Here is a 24,664-nt window from a genome sequence, read left to right as displayed (position 1 = left end):
GTCAGCGGTCGTTCTGTGCGAGCCGCAGCAGATGGTCGGCGAGCGCCTGTCCGCCCGCCGGGTCGCGGCTGATCAGCATCAGTGTGTCGTCACCGGCGATGGTGCCGAGGATGTCGTGCAGTTCGGCCTGGTCGATGGACGAGGCGAGGAACTGGGCGGCGCCCGGAGGCGTGCGCAGCACCACGAGGTTGGCCGAGGCCTCCGCCGAGATGAGCAGTTCGGCGGAGAGGCGCCGCATCCGCTCCTCCTTCGCGGAGCCGCCGAGCGGTGCGTGCGGGGTGCGGAAACCGCCCTCGCTCGGCACCGCGTAGATCAGCTCGCCGCCGGTGTTGCGGATCTTCACCGCACCCAGTTCGTCCAGATCCCGGGAGAGCGTCGCCTGGGTGACGCTCAGTCCGTCGTCCGCGAGGAGCTTGGCCAGCTGGCTCTGCGAGCGCACCGGCAGCCGGTTCAGGATGTCCACGATCCGGCGGTGGCGTGCCGTGCGGGTCTGCGGCACGGACGGCCCGCCGTGCTCGGATTCCTGCGCCTCGGTCATCGTCGTCGCCTCATTCTCCGGAACGTCATTTTCCGGATCGTCCTTGTGCCGCGTCGAGTACGCCGGGAAGTGCCTGAAGGAACGTGTCCACCTCCGCGTCACCGATGATCAGCGGCGGCATCAGCCGTACGACATCGGGTGCGGGTGCGTTCACCAGGAGTCGGGCTCCCTGAGCCGCCTGCTGCACCTGGGGGGCGAGGGGCTCGGTGAGCACGATACCCAGCAGCAGGCCGGAGCCCCGGACATGGGAGACCAAGGGGTGCCCCAGACCCTCCACGCCCTCCCGGATCCGCTCACCGAGCCGCTTCACGTTGTCCAGCGCGCCGTCGGCGGCCAGGGTGTCCAGGACCGCGAGTCCGGCTGCGCAGGCGATCGGGTTGCCGCCGAACGTCGTGCCGTGCTGGCCGGGCTCCAGCAGGTCGGCAGCCGCGCCGAACGCCACCGTGGCGCCGATCGGCAGTCCGCCGCCGAGCCCCTTGGCGAGGGTGACCAGATCGGGCTCGACGCCCTGGTGGGCCTGGTGCTCGAACCAGGTGCCGCACCGGCCGATCCCGGTCTGCACCTCGTCGAGCACGAGCAGGGTGCCGGTGGCCCGGGTGATCTCCCGGGCCGCCTCCAGATAACCCTTGGGCGGGACGACCACACCGTTCTCGCCCTGGATCGGCTCGATGATCAGCAGCGCGGTGTCGGTGGTCACCGCGGCCCGCAGCGCCTCGACGTCCCCGTACGGGACATGGGTGACGTCACCGGGCAGCGGGAGGAACGGATCCCGCTTCGTGGGCTGGCCGGTGAGCGCGAGGGCGCCCATGGTGCGGCCGTGGAAGCCGCCGTCGGTGGCGACCATGTGGCCGCGCCCGGTCAGCCGGCCGATCTTGAACGCGGCCTCGACCGCCTCGGCGCCCGAGTTGCAGAAGAAGACCTTGCCGGTGCGGCCGAAGAGCTGGAGCAGCCGCTCGGCGAGCGCGACGGGCGGTTCGGCGATGAAGAGGTTGGAGACGTGGCCGAGCGAGGCGATCTGGGTGGAGACCGCCTCGACGACCGCGGGGTGGGCGTGGCCCAGCGCGTTCACCGCGATGCCGCCGACGAAGTCGAGGTACCGGGTGCCGTCGGCGTCCTGGACGTAGGCGCCGGATCCGCTGACGAGGGACAGCTTCGGGGTGCCGTAGTTATCCATCAGCGCGGTCTTCCAGCGGTGCGAGAGCTCCGCGTTGGTCATGCTTCCCCCTGTGCGTCGGGCACGACCATCGTGCCGATTCCCTCGTCGGTGAAGATCTCCAGCAGGATCGAGTGCTGGACCCGCCCGTCGATGACCCGGGCGGTCTCGACGCCGTTGCGCACGGCGTGCAGACAGCCCTGCATCTTGGGCACCATTCCGCTGGAGAGCTCCGGCAGGAGCTTCTCCAGTTCGGTGGCGGTGAGGCGGCTGATCACGTCGTCGCTGTTGGGCCAGTCCTCGTAGAGGCCCTCGACATCGGTGAGGACCATCAGCGTCTCGGCGTTCAGCGCGGCGGCGAGCGCGGCGGCCGCGGTGTCCGCGTTGACGTTGTAGACGTGGTTGTCGTCGGCGGAGCGGGCGATCGAGGAGATGACCGGGATACGGCCGTCGTCCAGCAGCGCCTGGATGGCCCCGGTGTCGATGGCGGTGATCTCGCCGACCCGGCCGATGTCGACGGCCTCGCCTTCGATGACGGGCCGGTGCTGGGTGGCGGTGATGGTGTGGGCGTCCTCGCCGGTCATGCCGACGGCGAGCGGTCCGTGCTGGTTGAGCAGGCCGACGAGCTCGCGCTGGACCTGTCCGGCGAGCACCATCCGTACGACGTCCATCGCCTCGGGCGTGGTGACACGCAGACCGGCCTTGAACTCACTGACCAGGCCCTGCTTGTCGAGCTGGGCGCTGATCTGCGGGCCGCCGCCGTGCACGACGACGGGCTTGAGGCCCGCGTGCCGCAGGAAGACGACGTCCTGCGCGAAGGCCGCCTTCAGCTCCTCGTCGATCATGGCGTTGCCGCCGAACTTGATGACGACGGTCTTGCCGTTGTGCCGGGTCAGCCAGGGCAGCGCCTCGATGAGGATCTGCGCCTTCGGGAGTGCGGTGTGCTTCCGCGCGGCGGTCATGAGCTGTACGCGCTGTTCTCGTGGACGTAGTCCGCGGTGAGGTCGTTGGCCCAGATGACGGCCGACTCGGTGCCCGCGGCGAGGTCGGCGGTGATCCTGACCTCCCGGTAGCGCATGTCGACGAGGTCGCGGTCCTCGCCGACGCCGCCCTTCCTGCAGACCCAGACGTCGTTGATGGCGACGTTCAGCTCGTCCGGCTCGAAGGCCGCCTTCGTCGTACCGATGGCGGACAGCACCCGACCCCAGTTGGGGTCCTCGCCGTGGATGGCGCACTTGAGGAGGTTGTTACGGGCGATGGAGCGGCCCACCTCGACGGCGTCGTCCTCGGTCGCGGCGTTGACGACCTCGATCCGGATGTCCTTGGACGCGCCTTCCGCGTCGCCGATCAGCTGCCGGGCCAGGTCGTCGCAGACGGCCCGTACGGCCTCGGCGAACTCCCCCTGATCCGGGGTGATTCCACTGGCCCCGGAGGCCAGCAGCAGCACGGTGTCGTTGGTGGACATGCAGCCGTCGGAGTCGATCCGGTCGAAGGTGGTGCGGGTCGCGTCGCGCAGCGCGGTGTCGAGCCCGGCGGCGTCCACGTCGGCGTCGGTGGTGAGCACGACGAGCATGGTGGCGAGGCCGGGCGCGAGCATGCCCGCGCCCTTGGCCATCCCGCCGACGGTCCAGCCGGCACCGCCGGCGACGGCCGTCTTGTGCACGGTGTCGGTGGTCTTGATGGCGATGGCGGCCTTCTCGCCGCCGTGCTCGCTCAGTACCGCCGCGGCCTTCTCGATGCCCGGCAGGAGCTTGTCCATGGGCAGCAGCAGACCGATGAGTCCGGTCGAGGCGACGGCGATCTCACCGGCGCTGTGGCCCTTGAGGACCTCGGCGGCCTTCTCGGCGGTGGTGTGGGTGTCCTGGAAGCCCTGCGGTCCCGTACAGGCGTTGGCGCCGCCGGAGTTGAGGACGACGGCGGTCACCTCGCCGCCCTTGAGTACCTGCTCCGACCAGAGGACGGGAGCGGCCTTGACACGGTTGGAGGTGAAGACGCCCGCGGCGGCGCGACGCGGACCGTTGTTGACCACGAGGGCCAGGTCCGGGTTGCCGCTCTCCTTGATTCCGGCGGCGATGCCCGCCGCCGAGAACCCCTGTGCTGCCGTGACACTCACGGTGCGACTCCGATCGTGGAAAGACCTGTGTCCTCGGGAAGTCCGAGGGCGATGTTCATGCTCTGCAGGGCGCCGCCCGCGGTGCCCTTGGCGAGGTTGTCGATGGCGCTGATGACGATGATCCGCCCGGCGGCCTCGTCGTACGCGACCTGGATCTGGACGGCGTTGGAGCCGTACACGGCGGCGGTCGCGGGCCACTGCCCCTCGGGCAGCAGATCGACGAACGGCTCGTCCGCGAAGGCCTTCTCGTACGCGGTGCGGAGCGCCTCGGCACGCACACCCGGCCTGGCCTTCGCGCTGCACGTGGCGAGGATGCCGCGGGGCATCGGCGCGAGGGTCGGCGTGAAGGAGACCGTCACCGGCTCACCGGCCGCGGCGCTGAGGTTCTGGATCATCTCGGGCGTGTGCCGGTGGACACCGCCGACGCCGTACGGCGACATGTTGCCCATCACCTCGGACCCGAGCAGATGCGGCTTGGCCGCCTTGCCCGCGCCGGAGGTCCCGGAGGCGGCGACGATCACGGCCTCGGGCTCGGCGAGCTGGGCCGCGTACGCCGGGAAGAGGGCGAGCGACACGGCGGTGGGGTAGCAGCCGGGCACCGCGATACGCTTGCTCCCCGCCAGCCCGGCCCGCCCACCGGGCAGCTCGGGCAGGCCGTACGGCCAGGTTCCCGCGTGCGGCGAGGCATAGAACTTCTCCCAGTCCGCGGCGTCCCTGAGCCGGAAGTCGGCCCCCATGTCCACCACGAGCACTTCGTCACCGAGCTGCTCCGCCACGGCGGCGGACTGTCCGTGCGGCAGCGCGAGAAACACCACGTCGTGCCCGGCGAGCACCTCGGGCGTGGTCGGCTGAAGCACCCGCCCGGCGAGCGGCCGCAGATGCGGCTGCAACGCCCCGAGCGGCTGTCCCGCGTTGGAGTTCGCGGTGAGGGCCCCGATCTCGACCTCCGGGTGGACCAGCAGAAGACGGAGCAGCTCCCCGCCGGCGTATCCGCTCGCCCCTGCCACCGCTGCACGTACCACCATCGAAATCCTCCTCGTTGATGGCATGACTATACGCAGCGTTGCACTTTTATGCAAAGAAATGGATCAGTGTGGCCGGATCCCGATGTGACCGAGCGCTTGAGTCGGCCCGCCCGAGCGTGAGTATTGGACCGTGGGGCAGCGACCATGTCGTTCACCTGCCGAGTCACAGTGCATCCGAGGATCACACCGGGGCCGTCCGTCACCGCTGGGTCAGCGCGACGACGGCACAGGACGAGTACAACGACTCCGTCCGAGCCGGGCTGGGCGCGACGCCGGAACACCACGGTGGCAAGCCTGTCGGTCCGCGTTGCGAGGCCGCGCCGTCAGGCGGGGCCGAGTCCGGTGATCAGCGAATGAACCACCATGTCAGCTCCCTGAGCGGTGGTCAGCTCCGGCATCTCGTGTGAGGCGATGCTGGTGAGGTGAATGAGCTGGGAGCGGGCCCAGCGGAGTGGAAGGCCGGGGCGGATGACGCTCTCGCGCACCGCGCGGTCCATGAAGGCGTCGAGTTGCCCGATCAGTCGGCAGAGGCGGGCGGCGGCGGCCTCGTCCCGCATCTGCCGCACGTCCACCGGCCAACGCCTGCTGACGGTGATGATGCCCTCCGCATACCTGTGCAGCGCAACCATCACGGGAGCCTCGGTCAGCCGCGCCTCGGCGACGACCTTCTCACAGGCATCGAGCTTGGCCGCGTAGACAGCGGCCATGAGTGCCTCACGGGTCTCGAAGCGACGGTAGACGGTACGTCGGTCGACGCCCGCCGCCGCTGCGATCGCCGCGATGCTCGTGCCGGGGTCACGCGCGAGCAGGCGCGCACCGGTCTGCAGGACCGCCTCCAGGTTACGTGCCGCGTCAGCTCTCATCGCGACTGGAGCATACGCAGCTCTGGGGCCGGTGAGCCATCAACTGCGGCTCCCCTATTGCAATTCGCAGGCCAACTGCCACAGTGTTGTGGTGTTTAGTTGTCCCGGCGCGACCGCGTCGCGTCATCCCTCGTTCCAGGAGCCCCGCGTGAGCCCGGTCCGCATGTCCGAGAAACTGAAGGAAACCCTCGATTCCAGGATCTTCGTCACCGTGGCGACCCTTCGGCCCGACGGGAGTCCGCACCAGTCAGTGGTCTGGGTGGGGAGGGACGGCGACGGCCTCTTCTTCGTGACCGGCGTCGACAAGCTCAAAGTGCGCAATCTGCGGCGCGACCCGCGGCTGAGCCTGTCGGTCAACCCGCCGGACGAACCGTACGGATACGCGGTGATCAGCGGCACCGCCCGGCTCGAGAGCGCGGGCAGTCGCGAACGCATGGACGAACTGGCGGTCAAGTACACCGACAAGACCTACACCGAACCCCACCCGGAGTCGTACGCCCCCCTCCCGGAACTGGTCACCGTTCACGTCACCGCCGAAAAGATCGCGTCCCGCTTCCTGTGAGCCGGAGGCGCGGCAAAGGAGCACCCTGATGAAGACCTACGTCATCACCGGCGGCACAGACGGCATCGGCAGGGCCGTCGCCCAGAGGTACCTGGAAGAAGGGCAGGAGGTGGTGATCGTCGGGCGCAGCGCGGACAAAGGCAAGGCATGGCTCGACGCCGCGGCACAACGTGGCGCGGTCGCGCGGGCACACTTCATACACGCCGACCTGAGCCGGCTGTCCCGGACCGGAGCGGTGGTCGACAGCATCAGGTCGTCCTTTGCGAAGGTCGACGCCCTGGTGCTGTGCGCCCGGCACTTCCGGACCACCCGCCTGGTCACCGCCGAAGGCTTCGAGAACACCTTCGCCCACTTCTACCTCAGCCGCTTCGTACTGAGCCACGGGCTGGCCCACCTGCTCGAATCCGCCGACAACCCGGTCATCCTCAACATCGCCGGGCCCGGCGGCGAAGGAGAGATCCACTGGGAGGACCTGCAGCTTGCACGGGAGTACGACGGGCACCGGGCGCTGATGCAGGGCGGGCGGCTCAACGACCTGCTCGGCGTCGCCTTCACGCAAACCCGACCGAGGACGAAGGTCCGGTACGTACTGCTCAACCCGGGAACAGTCAACACCAGTTTCTCGGGGCAGTACACGCCGGATGTCATGGCGCAGATCGACACCATCCGCCGGTCCGCCCAGTCGGTCCAGGAGGCCATGGCCCCGATCCTGAAGGTGCTGGACGACCCACCCGCCGCGCCGCTCAGCGCCTTCGTGCGGGGCGTGCCACTCGACCCGCACGGCCCCGGGTTCACGATCGAGGAAGCTCGGCGGCTCCACCTGCACACCCAGAGGCTGTTGGCCGGCTGAACGACAGGGGCGACGAGAGGCCGAGGGAGCGGCGTGACCGGTGTCGACCACACCGTCGATCGTCGTCGTTGGCGTCAACCGGACCGAGAAGCCGACGAAGGCGGCAACAGCCCCGGGAGACCCGATCATTTGACCTTGACACGGTGGCAGGGTCTTCACTGCCGGCCAAGGAGGTGGTCTCGATGACGATCACGAATCAGGACGCTCATGCGGCACGAGCGCTCCAGGGGTTGGCGGACGGCCGTTCGTCCGTGCGCCTGCGGGCTGCTCTGGAGGTCGGCACGACGCCCGACCCGCGCTTCGTCGACAAGCTCATCGAGCGATGTGCGATCGAGCCCGAGTTCTTCGTCCGCGACATGCTGACCTGGGCACTCACCCGCCACCCGGTGTCCATGACACTTCCCGGGCTGCTCGGCGAAGTGCGCTCGGAGCGCACTCAGGCACGGAGCCAGGCGCTGCACACGCTGTCCAAGATCGGGGACCGGCAGGCGTGGCCGGTGATCACGCGGACGCTTCTGAGCGACGCCGACGACGAGGTGGCGCGGAGCGCGTGGCGGGCCGCGGTCCTGCTCGTACCGGAGGGCGAGGAGTCCGTACTGGCCGCGGCGCTGGCGACGCAGCTCGGGCGTGGCGGGCGGGAGACGCAGCTGAGTCTCAGCCGGGCGCTGGTCGCGCTGGGGGAAGCGGTCGCGCCGGCTCTGTGTGCCGCGGCAACGGCCCCCGACCCGCGCGTGCGCGCGCACGCGCTCGCCACCCAACGGCTGCTGGGTGACCCTGACACCGGATTCGATTTCGCGATCGAGGAGGCGAAGCGCGTCGTGGCCCTCGGCGGATCCGGACAGGAGGGATGACAGGACGTGTTGATCGGTGAGGTGGCGCGGCGGTCCGGGGTCAGTGCCCGCATGCTCCGGCATTACGAGTCACTCGGCCTGGTGCGCCCTTTGGGCCGTACCGGCTCCGGCTACCGGGAGTACTCCGGGGAGGACATCCGGCGGGTCTTCCACATCGAGAGCCTGCGGTCGCTGGGGCTGTCGCTGCGTGAGGTCGGGCGTGCGCTCGACGATCCCGGCTTCACGCCATCGGCGCTCGTCGACGGCCTCGTCCGCCAGACGCGCGAACGCATCGCCGCGGAGACCGAGCTGCTCACCCGGCTGCGCCGGATCGATGCCGCGGAACCCGCCGGGTGGGGGGACGTCCTCCAGGTCGTCGCGCTCCTCCAGGCACTGGGGTCCAAGAGCCCCGACGCCCGCCAGCGTGCGGCCCTCGCGTCGGCCGACGGGGCTCCGGTGCCGGTGGACGCCCTGGTCGAGGCGGCACTGAGCGAGACGGAGCCGAACGTTGCCGGGGCCATCCGATGGGCGCTGGCGCGGTCGGGCGACAGCGGCCCGGCCCTGCTGGCGGAGGGCCTCGGCTCGCCGGTGCCCGCGGTGCGGGAACGCGCCGTTCAGTCCCTGGCCGAGCTGCCCGGCGATGAGGCCACCGCACGACTGCGGGATGCTCTCGCGAGCCCCGACGCCGTGGTCCGCGGGCATGCGGCTCTGGCACTGGGGACACGCGGTGCGGCCGATGCGGTCCCGACGCTCATCGACATGATCGTGGAGGGACGGAACGACACCGACGCGGCCGACGCGCTGAGCGTGCTGGCGAGCGACACCGCGACGGCGGACCGGCTCGCGGCCGGGCTCGTCGACCGCCTCGCCCACGACACCGCACAAGCGCCCGCGCGCGGGCGGCTGACCCAGGCACTGGCGGGCATCCCGGGGGCGCGGGCGTCACGCGCCCTGGAGGAGCTGTCGCATGACGGGGACCGCGCCGTCGCACTGACCGCGGCGTACCTTCTCCGGCAGCGCGACACACGGTGACGGACCTGGCCCGGGATGCCGCGTACGCGCTCCGCCAGGAGCACCAACATCGTCACGGATTTATTGCACATAAATTGCAATAGCGAGTATTACGCGATAGGTATCGGGGGCGAAGCGAAAGAAAGCGCGTATGGGCAGCCCCTCCCGCCCGACGGTCGCCACCCGCTCCCGCCTGCGGCGGCTGGCCGGTTCGATGGCCCGGGCCGAGTGGCGGCGGATGGCGGGGATGGCCGCCTTCATCGCGGCCCTGCATGTGATCGGCTGGTTCACCCTGGTCTGGATCGTCACGCCCGAGCACTACACCCTCGGGGAGAAGACGTTCGGGATCGGCATCGGGGTCGCCGCCCACGCCCTGGGTATGCGGCACGCCTTCGACGCCGACCACATCGCCGACGCCGTGACCGCTGTGCCGGGTGGCGCGGCCCCGGGCACCGTCCGGGGGCCGGGGCCGCACGGCTGGCCGTGAGCGGGCCTCAGAGCCTGCGGTCGATCTTCTTCTCCCGCATCAGTTGCGCCAGTTCGGTGCCCGACAGCGGGTGCAGCGTGTCCAGGAGACGGCGTAGCGCCGGTTCGCCGAGGGTCTGGCTGGTGACCTCGGCCTCGGCGCCTTGGAGGTGGCGGGTGAGGGTGACGGCACGGCCGCCGGGGAAGGTGCGGACCATACGCATGGTGCCGTGCGCGTCCACCGTGCAGGAAACGTCCTTCTCCACCAGCTCGGGGCATCGCGGTGCCGGAGAGAGCGTCGAGCGCACGTTGAGGTCCGCGTACGCCGCCTCGTCCTGCCGGACGGGGCGGTATTCGACACTGAAGCGGGCGGGCCCGGCCTCGGCACGGGACACCTGCATTCCGGCCGGTGCGGCACCCAGGTACAGCAGTTCCGCGTGTTCCCGGTAGCGCGCGACCTCCGCGTCGTGCCGGCGCTGCTGAGACTGCGCCGGGCCGACGAAGCCCCCGTAGGCCACCGCGGCCGCCAGGACGGCCACAGCCCCCAGCCGCACCCACCGGCTCGGTACGAAGAGCGCCGCGGCCACGACGTACGGCACGCCCGTCAGCGCGAAGCGGGTACCGGCGCTCCCCAGATCGACGTCCCCACCGTAGGCAGCCAGCCCCGCCAGGACGCCGAGCGTGCCCAGGACGAAGACCATGACCGCCCAGCCGAGCCGCTGCGGCACGGAGTCGCACTGCGGCACCACGGCCCGCACCGGGATACCCGCCGTGGCCAGCAGGCCCACCGCCAGCGGCAATCCCAGCGCGAGCACCGGCACCGCCGCACCGGCCCCACCGCCCCACGCGGTCAGCAGCAACCCGAACCCGAGCGTCGGCACCGTGACCGCCATCGTCGCCCAGACCAGGAAGAGATGCAGGGCCGTCAGCGCGCTTCTGCCACTCGTCATACCGCGGAGCCTGGCAGGCGACCCCCTGTCGCACATGAGTTCGCGTACTCAGCACACACGTGATCGCGAGGGGCGACGCCGTCGGCTTCGGACATCGTCGCCCAACGGGACGGCCGGGCCTCAGGCCACGGAGCGGGGAAGGCCGAGGGAGCGGTACTCCTCCACGATCCGGTAGCCGACGCTCGTGTACAGGCTCATCGCCACCTCGTTGCCGCCCCACACGGTGAACATCAGCACCGAGTCACCGGCTGCGAGCGTCGCCTGTTCGCCGGACGCCATCGCGGCCCGGCCGTACCCCTTGCCGCGGTACCGCTCGTCGATGTGCAGCGAGTAGCCATACGTGGCCCCCGGGAGGTGGCCGTGCTTCAACCAGCCGGTACCGATCCGCTCGCCCGCCGCCTCAAGCACCAGCAGCGTGGTCTCGGGCGTCGCCAGGCCCTCGGGAATCAGCTTGGCGAAGTCGTCGTCGGACTTGCGTGCGGCGTCCTCGGGGCTCGTGGCTCCCGCCCGGACGATGTCGCCGACGTAGGCGAGCTTCTCGGAGGCGAGCCACTCGGGGTACTCGGCCTGCGTCATCGGCCGCACGGTGACGCCTTCGACCGGTTCCGGCGGGGAGCCGATGTGTCGCGCCCTGAGCTGGCCCCGGACGCCGTAGTCGTCGAACAGCTCGCCTGCGGGCTCGATGAGCCGTATGTCCAGCCTGCGCGCGCCGCGCTCCGCGCACCATCGCTCCGCCCAGTCCCGGGCGGCCTCCTCGTGTCCCCGGCCGACGTGGCGTGCCTCGACGTGGAGGTCAGCGATGCGGCCCGCGAACGGGTCGTCGCCGGCCACGACCACGGCGACGTATCCCACCCGGGTCCCGGCGTCCGTGATCCCGGCGACCGTCCAGTCGCCGGTGCCTGCGCGGATGTCGCCCACCATGCGCTCCGTCGCGGCCGCACCGAGCCCGGCCGCCGTGTACGAGGCGCGCAGCCGCTGCTCGAAGTCCTTCTGCCATTGTGTGCTGTCACCAAGGACGTTGAATTCTGTCACTTGATCACATTAGCCACCTTGTCATGGACCTGAGCCCGTACTGAGCAGCAACGCGCCTGTGCCGCAGGGGTTTTGCGTCAGAACGCACATGCTCTGTCGCGGTCAGGGCCTGGCCCGGCGTAGGTGCCGGAGCGGTTCCACCGGGGCGCAACCACCCCCTGCCCCTGCCGTTGCCCCTGCTCAACGAGGGAACCAACGTGTCTGGCCGAAGCCACACTCTCCGCAGCCGCACTCGCTGCGGTCAACGACCACAACGTCACCTCGTCCCCCAAGGGCTGGTTCGACGACGGGGGTCCAGGGCTGCACGGCACGGACTTCGTCCCTCTGACCCACGTGTCCGCGCGCAGGGCCGTCCGACCCGCGTTCCGCGTGGTCCGGGGCTGCTGAAGGTGCTGTTGCGCCGAAGTCACGTAGCGACGCGCTCAGGCCTCAGCCCGGGGCGCGGCCGCCACGCCCATGACGTGCGGCGGACGGGCCCACGACCGCTCCTTGTCACATGACCAGTTCGCCGATGCCCAGCAGGTTTCCCTCGCTGTCACGGAACCAGGCGCCACGTTCGCCCCTCGCGCCCTTGCTCGGGTAGTTCCCCTCGACCTCGGCGATCCCGCCCCGCGTACGGAGTCCGGGCGCGTCGACGTCCTCGAACTCCACGCCTCGACGCCTCAGCTCCGCCACGACCGTCTCGATGTCGTCGACCTCCCACGCCATCTGGGTGAAGGCTCCGGACGAGGCTCCCGTCGAACGGAACACCACGAAGTCCACGCCCCCGCACCGGTACAGCAGCCCACCCGGCCGTTCGTCGACGGGATCCAGTCCGAGCGTTTCGGAGTAGAAGCGCCGCGCCCGGTCCAGGTCCTGAGCCGGCAGTCTGGTCGCCACGCGTGATCGGGTCAGGATGTTCCTGTCGTCTGCGTTCATGTCTCCACTCTGCCGCGAGCGGTCGCCGATTCCGGGGGAGACCGCGCTCTCCTCGCTGTTGCGGTTGTCGTGGCCGGCCTCGGCCGTGTTCGCCGCCGCACCGGCCCGAGGAGCCCGCAGGTCCTGGCCCTGGCCTTGGCGGCGAGGAGTGGATATCCCCTCCTCAGCCTTTGCCGTCCGCAGGGGACGCCGACTGCCGCGTACGCTCCCTTTCCATGCCAGCCGCCCGCCTGCATCACGTCGCCGTCCTCGTGCTCGAGGGCGCGAAGCCACTCGATGTCGGCATTCCCGCCCAGGTCTTCACGACCCGCGCGAGCATGCCGTACGAGGTACGGGTGTGCGGTGCGGCACCCGGCCTCGTGGCCGGCGGCGACGGCCTGTCGTACTACGTCACCCATGGGCTCGACGCGCTCGAATGGGCCGACATCGTCTTCGTGCCCGGCTACCGGTTCCCCGACCGTGACGACCCGCCACAGCCCGTCATCGACGCGCTGATCGCCGCCCACGACCGGGGCGCGCGCCTCGCCGCGATCTCGACCGGCGCCTTCGCCCTCGCCGCCACGGGCCTCCTCGACGGCCGCCGCGCCACGACCCACTGGCACTACACGAGGGCCCTCGCGGCCAAGTACCCGCTCGTCCGGGTCGATGAGAACGTCCTGTTCGTCGACGAGGGCGGCGTGCTGACATCGGCGGGCGCCGCGTCGGGCATCGACCTGTGCCTGCACGTGCTGCGCGGCGACCTCGGGGTGGCCGCGTCGAACTACGCGGCCCGGCGCCTGGTCGCGGCGCCCTACCGCAGCGGCGGTCAGGCCCAGTACGTGCCGCGCAGCGTGCCCGAGCCGCTCGGCGAACGGTTCGCCGCCACCCGCGAGTGGGCGCTGCACCGGCTCGGCGAACCCCTCACCCTTGAGGCGCTGGCCCGGCACGCGGCGGTGTCGCCCCGCACGTTCTCGCGACGGTTCGCCGAGGACACGGGCTACACCCCGATGCAGTGGGTCATGCGGGCCCGGATCGACGTGGCCCGTGAGCTGCTCGAGCGGTCGGAGCGGGGCGTCGAGCAGATCGCCGCCGATGTCGGCCTCGGCACCGGTGCGAATCTGCGGCTGCACTTCCAGCGCATACTCGGCACCACACCGAGCGAGTACCGGCGCACCTTCGCCCGGGGTGAATAGCCCGCGGCCGGGTGGCGAGATCCTTACGGACCATGGCGTTCAGGCCGCTGTCAAGGCGGTCCGGCGAGCGCGATGCTGAGGACGAGGAGAAGGGACTCTCACATGACTCGCATCGCCATCAACGGATTCGGCCGCATCGGACGCAACGTGCTGCGCGCGCTGCTCGAACGCGACAGCGACCTCGAAGTCGTCGCCGTCAACGACCTCTCGGAGCCCGCCACTCTGGCGCGTCTGCTGGCGTTCGACACCACGGCCGGCCGGCTCGGACGCCCGGTGACCGTGGACGGGGACACCCTCGTCGTCGACGGACGCCGCATCAAGGTGCTCGCCGAGCGGGAACCGGCACGGCTGCCGTGGGCCGAGCTGGGCGTCGACATCGCGCTGGAGGCGACCGGCCGCTTCACGTCGGCCAAGGCGGCCCGTGCCCACCTCGACGCGGGCGCGAGAAGGGTGCTTGTCGCGGCGCCGTCGGACGGCGCGGACGTCACGCTCGCGTACGGCGTCAACACCGACGCGTACGACCCCGCTCTGCACACGGTCGTATCGAACGCCTCGTGCACGACCAACGCGCTCGCGCCGCTGGCCGCGGTGCTCGACGAGCTCGCCGGCATCGAGCACGCCTTCATGACGACGGTGCACGCCTACACGCAGGAGCAGAACCTCCAGGACGGCCCGCACCGCGACGCCCGCCGCGCCCGCGCCGCCGGGGTCAACATCGTGCCGACGACGACGGGCGCCGCCAAGGCGATCGGCCTCGTGCTGCCGAATCTCGACGGCAAGCTGTCGGGCGACTCCATCCGCGTGCCGGTTCCGGTGGGCTCGATCGTCGAGCTCAACACCACCGTGGCCCGTGATGTGACGCGCGACGAGGTGCTGGCGGCGTACCGGGCCGCGGCGCAGGGGCCGCTGGCAGGCGTGCTCGAATACTCGGACGACCCCCTCGTGTCGTCGGACATCACGGGCAACCCCGCCTCGTCGATCTTCGACTCGGCGCTCACCCGGGTCGACGGGCGCCACATCAAGGTGTCCGCCTGGTACGACAACGAGTGGGGCTTCTCGAACCGCGTGATCGACACGCTGACGCTCCTCGCCGCTCGCTGAACGCTCGCGGGGGCGGTCTCCACCGCCCCGACGAGGGCCTCGACGCGGCCGTGGACGGCGGTGCGGTGCGGTCCCTGCGCGGCGCCGCCTCCGGCCTGACCACGACGGGCGCCTTCCCGGGCCCAGCCCCCGCCGTGATTCCCGGCCGCCGCAACGACATGTGAGTGGCCCTCGTTCCGGTCGAACGGAACGAGGGCCACCCACATCGCGGTTTCAGCGGCCGGGGTCAGGAACGGGGCTCCTGCGCCTTGCTGCTGCGCTCCGCGTTCCGCTCCTTGATGCGCACCGTCTCCTTGCGGACCTCGGCCTGGATGGCGCGCTCCTTGCGCAGCCACTCGGGGTCGTCCTGCTTCAGCGCGTCGATCTGCTCCGTGGTGAGGGCGTCCGTGACACCGCCGCGCGCGAGGCCGGAGATGGAGATGCCGAGCTTGGCGGCGACCACCGGTCGGGGGTGCGGGCCGTTGTTTCGCAGCTCCTGCAGCCACTCGGGCGGATCGGACTGGAGTGCCGCCAGCTCGGTGCGCGAGACGACACCCTCCTGGAACTCGGTGGGGGTGGCCTCGAGGTACACACCCAGTTTCTTCGCCGCGGTCGCGGGCTTCATTGTCTGGGTGGTCTGGTGCGACGTCATGGGGTCAAGAGTATCGAGCGTGTGCGCCGCCGCTGACCACGACCGGTAACCTGGCGGGGTGACAGGCTCGGAAGCAACCCCTTCGTTCCGGCTCGCGTACGTCCCGGGGGTGACGCCCACCAAGTGGGTGCGGATCTGGAACGAGCGCCTGCCCGGCGTCCCCCTCACCCTCGTCGCGGTGCCCGCCGCCGAGGCGTCGGACCTGCTGTTCGGTGGCGGCGCCGACGCGGGTTTCGTCCGGCTGCCGGTCGGCCGGACGGACCTCAGCGCGATCCCCCTCTACACCGAGGCGACCGTGGTCGTGATCCCCAAGGACCACGTGGTGGCGGCGGTCGACGAGATCTCCGTCGAGGACCTGGCCGACGAGATCGTGCTGCATCCGCTGGACGACACCCTCGGCTGGGACGACCTGCCCGGCCTGCCCGCGATCGAGCGCCCGGCCACGACGGCGGACGCCATCGAGTTGGTGGCGGCCGGGGTGGGCGTCCTCGCCGTCCCGCAGTCGCTCGCCCGCCTGCACCACCGCAAGGACCTCACGTACCGGCCGCTCTCGGGCGCACCCGAGTCACGCATCGCGTTGTCGTGGCCGGAGGACCGGACCACTGATCTGGTGGAGGACTTCATCGGGATCGTCCGCGGGCGGACGGTGAACAGCACCCGGGGCCGCAGTACGGCACCCACGGCGCAGCCCAAGCGCAAGGCCCCGGAGACCGGCGGTGCCCGGCGCAAGCCCGCAGCCGGCGCGGCCGCGGGGAAGGGTGCCCGGAGCGGCTCCGGAGGCGCGAAGGGGACGAAGGGCTCCCGGGGGGCCAAGGGCGCCGCGGGCGCCAAGCGCGGAAAGCCCCGCCGACGGCCGTAACGGCATCAATGTCAGACCCGGGTGACACGATCGGTGATCATGACGCACACCGAACGCCCGATGCCGCCCCTGAACGCCGACGAACGCACCAATCTGGAGAGCTGGCTCGACTTCTACCGGGCCACCGTGGGCGTGAAGTGCGAAGGGCTGGCCGACGAGCAGGTCCGTGACGCCTCCGTGCCGCCGTCGTCGCTGACGCTGCTGGGACTGGTCCAGCACCTGACAGAGGTCGAGCGGAACTGGTTCCGCCGGGTGCTCGCCGCCGAGGACGCCCCGCCCACCCACGCCGCGCCGGCCGGTTCCAACGGCCAGGACGGGGGTTTCGAGATCTCCGCCGACGCCTCCTTCGCACAGGCCCTCACGGCGTGGCAGGGCGAGATCGTCCTGTCCCGTGCCAACTGTGCCGCGCGGGCACTGGAGGACACCGCTCCCTTCATGGGCGGCGAGGTGAGCCTGCGGTGGATCTACACGCACATGATCGGTGAGTACGCCCGTCACAGCGGCCACGCCGACCTGCTCCGCGAGCGGATCGACGGCAGCACCGGAGCCTGACGGCAAGGGGCGGGTGCGGGATCGGGTGCGGGGCCGCTGTCGCGTGCACCACCCGCTTCGACCACCTGCGCCCGGCCCGTCACCCGTGAGCGGCGTTTCGCCGCGCCCGCCCGTCGGGGCCGCACGGCCGGATGTCAGGATGGTTCCATGACGAGCAAGGTTTACTTCGACATCACCATCAACGACGAGCCCGCCGGGCGGATCGTCTTCAATCTGTACGACGACGTCGTTCCCAAGACCGCGGAGAACTTCCGCCAGCTGGCGACCGGCGAGCACGGCTTCGGCTACAAGGGTTCGTCCTTCCACCGGGTGATCCCCGAGTTCATGCTCCAGGGCGGCGACTTCACCCGCGGTGACGGCACCGGCGGCAAGAGCATCTACGGCGCGAAGTTCGACGACGAGAACTTCAAGCTGGCCCACACCAAGCCCGGACTGCTCTCCATGGCGAACAGCGGACCGAACTCCAACGGTTCGCAGTTCTTCATCACGACCATCGTGACGTCGTGGCTGGACGGCAAGCACGTGGTGTTCGGCGAGGTCGCCGACCAGGAGAGCCTGGACCTGGTCACCAAGATCGAGGGTCTCGGCTCGCAGAGCGGCCGGACCAAGGCGAAGGTCACCATCGCCGACTCCGGGGTGCTCTGATCCCGACCCGCTGGCTGAACAGCTGACCGGACGCGCCGGCCGACGAACACCGTCGGCCGGCGCGTTCGTCGTATCGGGGGCTTCCGCGGCCGGCCGGGGCACTGCCGCCCTCACTCCCACCCCGCTGTCAACGGAAGGTTGACAGCGGGAGTACTGTCAACCTAAAGTTGACACATGACGAAGCCAGCGGGTCCCCCGCATCCGATCCGTCTCGACGACCTCATCGCAGCCATCAAGAAGGTCCACCCCGACGCCCTCGACCAGCTCCAGGACGCCGTCATCGCCGCCGACCACCTCGGCGAAGTGGCCGACCACCTGATCGGCCACTTCGTGGACCAGGCGCGGCGCTCCGGCGCCTCCTGGACGGAGATCGGCAAGAGCATGGGGGTGACCCGGCAGGCGGCACAGAAGCGGTTCGTCGCCAAGGGCCCCGGCGAGCCGACCGGCCTCGACCCCAGTCAGGGCTTCGGCCGCTTCACCCCGCGCGCGAAGAACGTCGTGATGGCCGCGCAGAACGAGGCCTGCGCCGCGGGCAACAGCGAGATCGGCACCGAGCACCTCGTGCTCGGGCTGCTCAGTGAGCCGGAAGGGCTCGCAGCGGCGTTCATCAAGGCCCAGGGGGTGCCTCTGGACACCGTCCGCCAGGCCGCCACCGAGGCACTGCCGGCCGCCTCCGAGGAGGAGCTGCCCGAGCTCATCCCCTACAACGCCGATGCCCGCAAGGCGCTGGAGCTCACCTTCCGCGAGGCGCTGCGGATGGGGCACAACTACGTCGGTACGGAGCACATCCTGCTCGCCCTGCTGGAGCACGAGGACGGTACGGGGCTGCTGACCGGCCTCGGCCTCGACAAGGCGACCGCGGAGACGGCCATCACCGAGGCGCTCACGCTCATCGCCGCGGCACACGAGAAGGACTGACCGGCCCCGCACGTCCTGCGGCCCGACGACGCGGTGCCGGGGCCCGATGCCCGGACCGCCGGTACGGGCGGGCACCTCGTTCCGGCCGTGCGACGGAACGGGCCGGTCCGCCGCACGTGTCGCGACCCCGGCTCCCATAGCAACATCTACGTTCTCCAATTGGACATGAGGGACGCGGTGCGCCCCGGCTGAACGGCCCGTCCCTTGCTACGGGAGAACGCATGGCCCCGCCCAGCGGCAGCACCTACGCAGCACCGGGGAAGCCGCGCGGGGGGTGGCTGCTGCGGCTGGGCGAGTGGTGTGCCCGCCACTTCGTCGTGGTCATCATTGCCTGGGTGATCGCCCTCGGTGGGCTGCACGCCCTCCAGAGTGCGTTCGGGGGGACGTACTCCGACGACTTCAGCCTGCCCGGCACCCAGTCGAACACCGGCGCCGAACTGCTGAAGGCGCACGACCCCGCCGCGGGCGGCATCGGCGCGCAGGTGGTCCTGCACGACGCGCACAAGCCCCTGACCGATGTGCGGAGCCAGGTCGACCAGGCAGTGGGCAGCCTGCAGAAGCTGCCGCATGTGCTGTCCGCCCAGAACCCGTTGCCCTCCTCGTCCGCGCCGACGTCCACGGCACTGTCCAAGGACGGCACGATCGGGTACATCACCGTGCGGTTCGACGTGAACCCGACCGCGCTGGACCGCGCCTATCTCCACCAGGTCGACACGGCGGTGAAACCGCTGCGCACCGCCGGGGTGGACGTCGAGTACGGCGGACCGCTGGGCGAGCTCGCCAGGCCCGAGACCAAGGACCTGACCAGCGAGGCCATCGGATTCGTCGTCGCGGTGGTCGTACTGCTCATCGGATTCGGCAGCATCATCGCCGCCGGTGTCCCGCTGCTGACCGCGCTCATCAGCGTGGTCGTCGGGCTGAGCATCCTGTCGCTGGTGGCCGCGGCCACCGCGTTCGCGAGCGTATCCCCCACGCTCGCCACCATGATCGGGCTGGGCGTCGGGATCGACTACGCCCTGTTCCTGATCACCCGCCACCGTCAGACCGTCATGGACGGCGGCGATCCGGTCCGGGCCGCCGGCCGGGCCGCGGCCACCAGCGGGCGTGCCGTGCTGGTCTCCGGCTGCACCGTCATCGTCGCGCTGGCCGGGCTGTACGTCTCCCGGGTGAGCTTCATCGGCAAGCTGGGGGCCGCCGCCGCGGTCACCGTCATCACCGCGGTCATCGGCGCGGTCACCCTGGTCCCCGCCCTGCTGGGGCTCATCGGCAGGCGCATCGACCGCTACCGGGTACGGCCGCCGGTCGCCGAGGGCGGGGCCGTGCCGGGCACCGCGTCGCAGGGCGGCTGGCACCGGTACGCCCAGCGGGTCGAGCGGCGGCCCTGGTGGTTCCTGCTCGCCGGGCTCGTCGTGGTGGGGGTCCTCGCGATCCCGCTGTTCTCCATCCGCCTCGGACACATCGACGACGGAGCGGATCCGACGAGCTTCACCGACCGGCGCGCGTTCGATCTGATCTCCACCGGCTTCGGGCCGGGCGCCAACGGCCCCTTCACCCTCGTCGTCGATCAGAGCGCGGTGCCCGGCGCGGACCGCTCGGCGCTGGCGAGCAGTCTCCAGAAGACGCTCGCCGACGTCCCCGGCGCGGCCGGCGTGAGCCCGCTCCGGGCGACGGACGACGGAGCCCTCCTCATCGGCAACGCCGTCTCCGCCGAGGCCCCGCAGGACGCGGGCACGACCACACTGTTCAACCACCTCAAGGACGACGTTCTGCCGAAAGGGGTGTCCGGCACCGAAGCGTCCGCCTATCTGACCGGAACGACCGCGGCCCAGGAGGACTTTCTCGGCATCATCGTCAGCCGCCTCCCGCTCATCATCGCCGTCGTGGTCGGCCTGGCCTTCATCATCATCCTGATCGTGTTCCGCGGCGTCCTGGTCGCGGCGAAGGCCGCCGTCCTCAACCTGCTGTCGATCGCGGCCTCGTACGGGGTGGTGGTGGCGGTCTTCCAGTGGGGCTGGGGCGGGCCAGCGCTGGGCGTCTCCGGGACGGTGCCCATCGAGAGCTATGTGCCGATGATGATGTTCGCGATCGTCTTCGGCCTGAGCATGGACTACGAGGTGTTCCTGATCGCACGCGTGCACGAGGCGTGGCTGCGCACCCGGGACAGCAGGGGCGCCGTGGCGCACGGGCTGGAGATCACCGCCCGGGTGATCACCTGTGCCGCACTGATCATGGTCAGCGTGTTCGCCGCCTTCATCCTCAGCCACACCATCGTGATCAAGATGGTGGGCCTGGGGCTGGCGGTCAGTGTGCTCATCGACGCCACGATCGTCCGGCTGCTGCTGGTACCCGCCGTGATGACGCTGCTGGGCCGCAGCGCGTGGTGGATGCCCGGCTGGCTGGACCGGATGCTCCCCCGCATCGACACCGAGGGCGAGCCGGTCCCGCCGGTGGCCGCGCCGTGACCGGCACCGCACCGGCCAGAGCGAGGAGTTCGCCGCCTCGACCAGCGCCGCCTCGCGCGGGTCGTCGGCGATGTGCGGGCCCATCCGGTTCATGACGTGGCCCAGGGCGATCCCGGCCGCCGGGGCCGATCTCCCGGACGCCGCCCCCTCAGCGGGCCCCGGTTTCGAGGCGGAGGCTCCAGCGGCGGGACAGACCGGTCAGCGTGACGGTGGAGAGCGGGCAGACGTCGACGTTCCAGTACGTCGACGGCGGGGCCCGCAGCGCGTAGACGAGGGCGGCCCGGACGACGGCCGGTTCGGCGACGGCGACGATCGACCCGTCGCAGGCCGGACGCGTGTCGAGCCAGCCCCCTATCCGGGAGATGAAGGCGAGCAGCGGTTCGCCGCCGTGCGGCGCGGACCGCGGGTCGGTGAGCCAGGCGTCCACGGCCGCCGGCTCGCGCGCGGTGACGTCGGCGAGGGTGCAGCCGCGCCACCGCCCCATGTCGCAGTCGCGCAGGGCGGGCTGGACCATCGGGGCGAAGCCGAGTGCCTGGCCGGTGGCGCGGCTGCGGGCGGTCGGTGAGCAGTAGCGCAGCTCGGCCGCCCCCAGGGGGATCAGGGCCGCGGCGGCGAACTGCACCTCGTGCCAGCCGGCCTCGTCGAGCGGCCGGTCGTCGTCGAAGCGCTCACCGAGCAGGGAAGAGTTGCGCGCCGCGGCGACGAGTGAGACTCGAACACTCATGGCCGCGATCGTGGAGCCGATCGCCTCGCGGGTCAAGAGCGCGGCCGGAAGCGCTTCCGGGTCAGCCGAGCTTGAGGGACATCCACTTGTCCGGGCTGTCGAGCGGCTTGAAACCGACCTTCTCATAAACGCCGTGGGCGTCCTCCGTGGCCAGCACGACCCGCCGGACGCCGGCCTCGGCGAGGTGGTCGCGCGCCGCGGCGACGATCCTTGCGCCGAGTCCGTGGCCGCGGGCTGCGCGGTCGACGTACACGTCGCACAGCCAGCCGAAGGTGGCGCCGTCGGTCACCACCCGGGCATACGCGACCTGTTCGCCCGAAGCGAGGTCGTAGGCGCCGAGGTTGAGCGATCCGGCGATGGCCAGATCCTGGCGCTCCCGGGTCCGTCCGAGCGCCCAATACGCGTCGGTGGAGAGCCAGTTGTGAATCCTGGCCGCATCCAGCCGGGACGGGTCGGACGAGATCTCGTAACGCTGCTGGGGAGTTTCCGTCATGGCTGGAGACTAGCCTCCGGCGCGTCGAGGGCGCCTCCCCAGGCCGTGCGCAGGCGCCGTACGCCCTCGGCGATCTCGGCCGTTCCGGCGGCTGCCGCGTAACTCAACCGGACATGGGACGCCGGGGGTTCGGCGCAGAAGTACGGCCGTCCCGGCGCGATGGCGACACCGGCGCGCAGGGCCGAGGAAACCATGGCGCTCTCGTCGCCGCCGGCTCCGGTGCCGGGCAGGCCCACCCAGAGGCTGCCCCCGCCCGCGGGGATGTGCGGGAGCGCGAGAGCGGGCAGGCCGCGGCGGAGCGCCGCGGTCATCGCGGTGCGCCGGGCCCGCAACTCGGCTGACAAGGACCGCAGATGACGGCTCCAGGCCGGTGCCCCGACGAGTTCGAGCGCGGCCTCCTGGAGCGGCCGGGGGACGAAGAAGCTGTCGACGACCTGGAGGGCACGCAGCCGTTCGAGCACCGGGCCGCGCGCGGCGAGGGCGCCCACCCTGAGGCTGGGCGAGGTCACCTTGGTGAGGGAGCAGACATGGACGACGACCCCGTCGGGGTCATCGGCGGCCAGCGGTCGCGGCAGCGGTCCGGCGTCGTCGTGGACGAGCCGGCGGGCGAAGTCGTCCTCGATGACGAACGCCCCCGCCTCCCTCGCGATCCGGACGACCTCGGAGCGCCGGGCCGGGGCCAGGACCGCGCCGGTCGGGTTCTGGAACAGCGGCTGGCAGACGAAGACACGGGCGCCGGTGGCCCGGAAGGCGGCGGCGAGCAGTTCCGGCCGTACGCCGTCGGTGTCGGCCGGGACCGGCACGGGCCGCAGCCCGATGGCCCGCGCCACCGCCAGCATCCCGGGGTAGGTGGGCGATTCGACGAGCACCGGGGCGCCGGGCCGGCCGAGCGCCCGCAGCGCGGTGGCCAGGGCGCTCTGGCCACCGGCGGTGATCAGCACGTCGGCGGCGGTGAGCGCGGGCCCGATCTCGCGGGCGAACCAGGCGCGCAGTTCGGTCAGCCCCTCGGTGGGCGGGCGGCCCCAGGCGCCGGGGCGCCGGCCGGCCCGCGCGAGTGCGGCGGCGAGGGCGCGTTCGGGCTGGAGCGAGCTGTGCAGGTAGCCGCCGTTGAACTCGACGACGCCCGTGGCAGGAGCCGCCAGAGTCGCCAGGACGCCGGACGCGTCGACGGTACGGGGTACGACCTCGGGACCGCCGTCACCGCTGAGTGACACCTCCTGCCATGAGGTGTCACCGGGCGGCGGCGCGTCGGCGCGCGGCTGCGCCCGGAACGCGCCGGCGCCGGGGCGGGTGACAACGAGCCCTTCCGCGGCGAGCTGCGCGATGGCCCGCGAGACGGTCACGGGACTCGCCCGGAAGCGCTCCACCAGGGCACGACTGGACGGCAGCTTCTCTCCAGCCGAGTAGCGGTTCAGCTCGCCCCGGAGAAGACCGGCCAGATCGGCCACACTGCTACGCTCACGCATGAAAGCAGAGGATAGCGCTACCCCCAGCGGCACGATAGCGGTCGGCCCCGCCGCGGACGGCCCGGCCCGCGCCCCGGTGCCGGACGCGGCAGGCGGTGCCCCCGGGTCCCGGTCGGCGGGCCGGAGCGGAACGCTGCTCGCCGGACTCGGAGTGGTCGCCTTCTCCCTGACCTTTCCCTCCACCGCGTGGGGCCTGGAGAGCTTCGGCCCCTGGTCCCTGGTGGCGTTGCGCAGCCTGCTGGCCGCGGTGATCGCGGGCAGCGTGCTCCTGGTGACCCGGGTACGGGTGCCCGAGCGCCGGCACTGGGCCGGGCTGGCCGTCGTGGCGGGCGGTGTGGTGGTGGGGTTCCCGCTGCTGACCACGCTGGCGCTGCAGACCTCGACGACCTCGCACGCGGCTGTGGTGGTGGGGCTGCTGCCGCTGACCACGGCGGTCTTCGCCTCCGTGCGGACCGGAGCGCGTCAGTCCCGTACGTTCTGGATCGCGGCGGTCGCCGGGGCGGGTGTGGTGATCGTCTTCACCGTGCTGCAGAGCGGCGGCGCGCTCTCCGCCGGGGATCTCTGCCTGTTCGGCGCCCTGCTGGTGTGCGCGGCGGGGTACACCGAGGGCGGCAGGCTGGCGAAGGTCATGCCGGGCTGGCAGGTGATCGGCTGGGCGCTGATCCTCACCCTGCCGCTGGCCGTGGCGGGCACCGCACTCGCGCTGCCGTACGAGCCGGTGCGGCTGACCGCGCACGGGGTGACCGGCCTGGTCTGGGTCGCGGCGTGCTCGACCTTCTTCGGGCTCTACGTCTGGTACCGGGGCATGGCGGAGATCGGGGTGGCGCGGGCCAGCCAGCTCCAGCTCGCGCAGCCGCTGCTGACGCTGGTCTGGTCGTACTTCCTGCTCGGCGAGGGGGTCTCGGCGGCGGCACCGGTGGCGGCGGTCGCGGTTCTCCTCTGCATCGTGGCCACCCAGCGCACGGGCGGCGCCGGGCGCGGCCGGTGACCGCCCCCTGGCGTACCGCCGGGCCAGGACCTCCCGCATCGGACGGAACCGTCGTGCGGACATAGACTTGTCGACATGGACCGCCACCCGTGAGGAGGTCACTCCCAATGGAGGCACACGCGGGCGACCGGCTGGTGACGCACGGCAGGACCGTGGGGCAGCAGGACCGGGTCGCAGAGATCGTCGAGGTGCTCGGGGACGGGGGCGCTCCCCCGTACCGCGTCCGCTTCGACGACGGACATGAACACATCCTGGCTCCCGGCCCCGACAGCGTCGTCCGGCACGACGCCGCCGACAGCCGGGCCCCGGGACCGTAGAGCCCCGGCGCCGGGCGGCGTCGTAC

General features: G+C 71.4%; 27 protein-coding genes. 14 read left to right on the top strand and 13 right to left on the bottom strand.

Annotated elements, in window-relative coordinates; genetic code table 11:
- Position 1: 1 nt before the first annotated feature.
- The 6 genes from OG322_RS31710 to OG322_RS31685 all read right to left on the bottom strand — a co-directional run bounded on the left by OG322_RS31710 (position 2) and on the right by OG322_RS31685 (position 5,692).
- Positions 2-538, bottom strand: a complete 537-nt coding sequence (locus OG322_RS31710; RefSeq protein ID WP_123468525.1) for an arginine repressor — start codon at positions 536-538, stop codon at positions 2-4.
- A 25-nt stretch (positions 539-563) separates the two neighbouring features.
- Entirely contained in the window at positions 564-1,754 is a 1,191-nt protein-coding gene (locus OG322_RS31705; protein ID WP_123468526.1) for an acetylornithine transaminase, read from the bottom strand.
- Positions 1,751-2,653 (bottom strand): acetylglutamate kinase, encoded by a 903-nt coding sequence (gene argB / locus OG322_RS31700; protein ID WP_123468528.1) that lies wholly within the window; start codon positions 2,651-2,653, stop codon positions 1,751-1,753. Before argB ends, OG322_RS31705 begins: the two co-directional genes overlap by 4 nt.
- The gene (gene argJ, locus OG322_RS31695; RefSeq protein WP_123468530.1) at positions 2,650-3,804 is read right to left on the bottom strand and encodes a bifunctional glutamate N-acetyltransferase/amino-acid acetyltransferase ArgJ; all 1,155 of its coding nucleotides are present in this window, start codon (positions 3,802-3,804) and stop codon (positions 2,650-2,652) included. Before argJ ends, argB begins: the two co-directional genes overlap by 4 nt.
- Entirely contained in the window at positions 3,801-4,829 is a 1,029-nt protein-coding gene (gene argC / locus OG322_RS31690) for an N-acetyl-gamma-glutamyl-phosphate reductase (protein ID WP_266412507.1), read from the bottom strand. Before argC ends, argJ begins: the two co-directional genes overlap by 4 nt.
- A gap of 323 nt (positions 4,830-5,152) precedes the next feature.
- Positions 5,153-5,692: a TetR/AcrR family transcriptional regulator gene (locus OG322_RS31685; RefSeq protein ID WP_124286524.1), complete on the bottom strand. Its 540-nt coding sequence runs from the start codon at positions 5,690-5,692 to the stop codon at positions 5,153-5,155.
- 148 nt (positions 5,693-5,840) lie between these two features.
- Between OG322_RS31685 and OG322_RS31680 the strand changes: the two genes are divergently transcribed.
- The 5 genes from OG322_RS31680 to OG322_RS31660 all read left to right on the top strand — a co-directional run bounded on the left by OG322_RS31680 (position 5,841) and on the right by OG322_RS31660 (position 9,432).
- Entirely contained in the window at positions 5,841-6,254 is a 414-nt protein-coding gene (locus OG322_RS31680; RefSeq protein ID WP_123468536.1) for a PPOX class F420-dependent oxidoreductase, read from the top strand.
- Between the two features lie 28 nt (positions 6,255-6,282).
- Entirely contained in the window at positions 6,283-7,104 is an 822-nt protein-coding gene (locus tag OG322_RS31675) for an SDR family NAD(P)-dependent oxidoreductase (RefSeq protein WP_329307300.1), read from the top strand.
- Between the two features lie 182 nt (positions 7,105-7,286).
- Complete coding sequence (locus tag OG322_RS31670; protein ID WP_123468541.1) at positions 7,287-7,955, top strand: HEAT repeat domain-containing protein; 669 nt, start codon at positions 7,287-7,289, stop codon at positions 7,953-7,955.
- A 6-nt stretch (positions 7,956-7,961) separates the two neighbouring features.
- Positions 7,962-8,966, top strand: a complete 1,005-nt coding sequence (locus OG322_RS31665; protein WP_123468543.1) for a HEAT repeat domain-containing protein — start codon at positions 7,962-7,964, stop codon at positions 8,964-8,966.
- Positions 8,967-9,096: 130 nt separating this feature from the next.
- Positions 9,097-9,432, top strand: coding sequence for a hypothetical protein (locus OG322_RS31660; protein WP_443066568.1), 336 nt, complete (start codon positions 9,097-9,099; stop codon positions 9,430-9,432).
- A 7-nt stretch (positions 9,433-9,439) separates the two neighbouring features.
- Here OG322_RS31660 and OG322_RS31655 read toward each other — a convergent pair whose 3' ends face one another.
- The 3 genes from OG322_RS31655 to OG322_RS31645 all read right to left on the bottom strand — a co-directional run bounded on the left by OG322_RS31655 (position 9,440) and on the right by OG322_RS31645 (position 12,310).
- A complete protein-coding gene (locus OG322_RS31655; RefSeq protein ID WP_329307299.1) occupies positions 9,440-10,360 on the bottom strand; it encodes a hypothetical protein in 921 nt (306 codons plus the stop codon).
- Between the two features lie 120 nt (positions 10,361-10,480).
- Positions 10,481-11,392 carry a GNAT family N-acetyltransferase gene (locus OG322_RS31650; RefSeq protein WP_123468547.1) on the bottom strand — a complete coding sequence of 304 codons (912 nt, stop codon included), beginning with the start codon at positions 11,390-11,392 and terminating at the stop codon, positions 10,481-10,483.
- Between the two features lie 492 nt (positions 11,393-11,884).
- The gene (locus OG322_RS31645) at positions 11,885-12,310 is read right to left on the bottom strand and encodes a VOC family protein (protein ID WP_123468549.1); all 426 of its coding nucleotides are present in this window, start codon (positions 12,308-12,310) and stop codon (positions 11,885-11,887) included.
- 215 nt (positions 12,311-12,525) lie between these two features.
- On the opposite strand from OG322_RS31645, the gene OG322_RS31640 reads away from it, so the two are divergent.
- Complete coding sequence (locus OG322_RS31640; protein WP_123468551.1) at positions 12,526-13,482, top strand: GlxA family transcriptional regulator; 957 nt, start codon at positions 12,526-12,528, stop codon at positions 13,480-13,482.
- A 102-nt stretch (positions 13,483-13,584) separates the two neighbouring features.
- Positions 13,585-14,583, top strand: a complete 999-nt coding sequence (gene gap, locus OG322_RS31635; protein ID WP_123468553.1) for a type I glyceraldehyde-3-phosphate dehydrogenase — start codon at positions 13,585-13,587, stop codon at positions 14,581-14,583.
- 226 nt (positions 14,584-14,809) lie between these two features.
- On the opposite strand, the gene OG322_RS31630 is transcribed toward gap, so the two are convergent.
- Complete coding sequence (locus tag OG322_RS31630; protein ID WP_329307298.1) at positions 14,810-15,214, bottom strand: DUF5997 family protein; 405 nt, start codon at positions 15,212-15,214, stop codon at positions 14,810-14,812.
- 58 nt (positions 15,215-15,272) lie between these two features.
- On the opposite strand from OG322_RS31630, the gene OG322_RS31625 reads away from it, so the two are divergent.
- The 5 genes from OG322_RS31625 (at position 15,273) to OG322_RS31605 (ending at position 20,650) form a co-directional block, all read left to right on the top strand.
- Positions 15,273-16,073 carry a LysR family substrate-binding domain-containing protein gene (locus OG322_RS31625; RefSeq protein WP_123468559.1) on the top strand — a complete coding sequence of 267 codons (801 nt, stop codon included), beginning with the start codon at positions 15,273-15,275 and terminating at the stop codon, positions 16,071-16,073.
- A gap of 39 nt (positions 16,074-16,112) precedes the next feature.
- Entirely contained in the window at positions 16,113-16,625 is a 513-nt protein-coding gene (locus tag OG322_RS31620) for a DinB family protein (RefSeq protein ID WP_123468561.1), read from the top strand.
- A gap of 147 nt (positions 16,626-16,772) precedes the next feature.
- On the top strand, positions 16,773-17,270 hold the full coding sequence (locus tag OG322_RS31615) for a peptidylprolyl isomerase (protein ID WP_123468564.1): 498 nt from the start codon (positions 16,773-16,775) through the stop codon (positions 17,268-17,270).
- Between the two features lie 174 nt (positions 17,271-17,444).
- Complete coding sequence (locus OG322_RS31610) at positions 17,445-18,188, top strand: Clp protease N-terminal domain-containing protein (RefSeq protein ID WP_329307297.1); 744 nt, start codon at positions 17,445-17,447, stop codon at positions 18,186-18,188.
- A 221-nt stretch (positions 18,189-18,409) separates the two neighbouring features.
- On the top strand, positions 18,410-20,650 hold the full coding sequence (locus tag OG322_RS31605) for an MMPL family transporter (protein WP_123468566.1): 2,241 nt from the start codon (positions 18,410-18,412) through the stop codon (positions 20,648-20,650).
- A 148-nt stretch (positions 20,651-20,798) separates the two neighbouring features.
- On the opposite strand, the gene OG322_RS31600 is transcribed toward OG322_RS31605, so the two are convergent.
- From OG322_RS31600 to OG322_RS31590, 3 genes are all read right to left on the bottom strand, one after another.
- Positions 20,799-21,374 (bottom strand): histidine phosphatase family protein, encoded by a 576-nt coding sequence (locus OG322_RS31600; RefSeq protein WP_329307296.1) that lies wholly within the window; start codon positions 21,372-21,374, stop codon positions 20,799-20,801.
- Between the two features lie 61 nt (positions 21,375-21,435).
- Positions 21,436-21,867, bottom strand: coding sequence for a GNAT family N-acetyltransferase (locus OG322_RS31595; protein ID WP_123468567.1), 432 nt, complete (start codon positions 21,865-21,867; stop codon positions 21,436-21,438).
- Positions 21,864-23,333, bottom strand: coding sequence for an aminotransferase-like domain-containing protein (locus OG322_RS31590; RefSeq protein ID WP_329307295.1), 1,470 nt, complete (start codon positions 23,331-23,333; stop codon positions 21,864-21,866). Before OG322_RS31590 ends, OG322_RS31595 begins: the two co-directional genes overlap by 4 nt.
- Here OG322_RS31590 and OG322_RS31585 point away from each other — a divergent pair.
- Positions 23,332-24,321 carry a DMT family transporter gene (locus OG322_RS31585; RefSeq protein ID WP_329307294.1) on the top strand — a complete coding sequence of 330 codons (990 nt, stop codon included), beginning with the start codon at positions 23,332-23,334 and terminating at the stop codon, positions 24,319-24,321. The two genes, OG322_RS31590 and OG322_RS31585, sit on opposite strands and share 2 nt — an antisense overlap.
- Before the next feature lie 107 nt (positions 24,322-24,428).
- On the top strand, positions 24,429-24,638 hold the full coding sequence (locus OG322_RS31580) for a DUF1918 domain-containing protein (protein WP_123468571.1): 210 nt from the start codon (positions 24,429-24,431) through the stop codon (positions 24,636-24,638).
- The last annotated feature ends 26 nt before the right edge of the window (positions 24,639-24,664 follow it).

This window comes from Streptomyces sp. NBC_01260 (genome assembly GCF_036226405.1).
Lineage (GTDB): Bacteria > Actinomycetota > Actinomycetes > Streptomycetales > Streptomycetaceae > Streptomyces > Streptomyces laculatispora.
This window is presented reverse-complemented; position numbering and strand designations above follow the sequence as displayed.

Coding starts and splice junctions, on each gene's coding strand:
- OG322_RS31710 (WP_123468525.1), bottom strand. CDS start 538: ATGACCGAGGCGCAGGAATCCGAGCACGGCGGGCCGTCCGTGCCGCAG.
- OG322_RS31705 (WP_123468526.1), bottom strand. CDS start 1,754: ATGACCAACGCGGAGCTCTCGCACCGCTGGAAGACCGCGCTGATGGAT.
- argB (WP_123468528.1), bottom strand. CDS start 2,653: ATGACCGCCGCGCGGAAGCACACCGCACTCCCGAAGGCGCAGATCCTC.
- argC (WP_266412507.1), bottom strand. CDS start 4,829: ATGGTGGTACGTGCAGCGGTGGCAGGGGCGAGCGGATACGCCGGCGGG.
- OG322_RS31685 (WP_124286524.1), bottom strand. CDS start 5,692: ATGAGAGCTGACGCGGCACGTAACCTGGAGGCGGTCCTGCAGACCGGT.
- OG322_RS31675 (WP_329307300.1), top strand. CDS start 6,283: ATGAAGACCTACGTCATCACCGGCGGCACAGACGGCATCGGCAGGGCC.
- OG322_RS31670 (WP_123468541.1), top strand. CDS start 7,287: ATGACGATCACGAATCAGGACGCTCATGCGGCACGAGCGCTCCAGGGG.
- OG322_RS31660 (WP_443066568.1), top strand. CDS start 9,097: ATGGGCAGCCCCTCCCGCCCGACGGTCGCCACCCGCTCCCGCCTGCGG.
- OG322_RS31655 (WP_329307299.1), bottom strand. CDS start 10,360: ATGACGAGTGGCAGAAGCGCGCTGACGGCCCTGCATCTCTTCCTGGTC.
- OG322_RS31645 (WP_123468549.1), bottom strand. CDS start 12,310: ATGAACGCAGACGACAGGAACATCCTGACCCGATCACGCGTGGCGACC.
- OG322_RS31640 (WP_123468551.1), top strand. CDS start 12,526: ATGCCAGCCGCCCGCCTGCATCACGTCGCCGTCCTCGTGCTCGAGGGC.
- gap (WP_123468553.1), top strand. CDS start 13,585: ATGACTCGCATCGCCATCAACGGATTCGGCCGCATCGGACGCAACGTG.
- OG322_RS31630 (WP_329307298.1), bottom strand. CDS start 15,214: ATGACGTCGCACCAGACCACCCAGACAATGAAGCCCGCGACCGCGGCG.
- OG322_RS31620 (WP_123468561.1), top strand. CDS start 16,113: ATGACGCACACCGAACGCCCGATGCCGCCCCTGAACGCCGACGAACGC.
- OG322_RS31615 (WP_123468564.1), top strand. CDS start 16,773: ATGACGAGCAAGGTTTACTTCGACATCACCATCAACGACGAGCCCGCC.
- OG322_RS31610 (WP_329307297.1), top strand. CDS start 17,445: ATGACGAAGCCAGCGGGTCCCCCGCATCCGATCCGTCTCGACGACCTC.
- OG322_RS31605 (WP_123468566.1), top strand. CDS start 18,410: ATGGCCCCGCCCAGCGGCAGCACCTACGCAGCACCGGGGAAGCCGCGC.
- OG322_RS31600 (WP_329307296.1), bottom strand. CDS start 21,374: ATGAGTGTTCGAGTCTCACTCGTCGCCGCGGCGCGCAACTCTTCCCTG.
- OG322_RS31595 (WP_123468567.1), bottom strand. CDS start 21,867: ATGACGGAAACTCCCCAGCAGCGTTACGAGATCTCGTCCGACCCGTCC.
- OG322_RS31585 (WP_329307294.1), top strand. CDS start 23,332: ATGAAAGCAGAGGATAGCGCTACCCCCAGCGGCACGATAGCGGTCGGC.
- OG322_RS31590 (WP_329307295.1), bottom strand. CDS start 23,333: ATGCGTGAGCGTAGCAGTGTGGCCGATCTGGCCGGTCTTCTCCGGGGC.
- OG322_RS31580 (WP_123468571.1), top strand. CDS start 24,429: ATGGAGGCACACGCGGGCGACCGGCTGGTGACGCACGGCAGGACCGTG.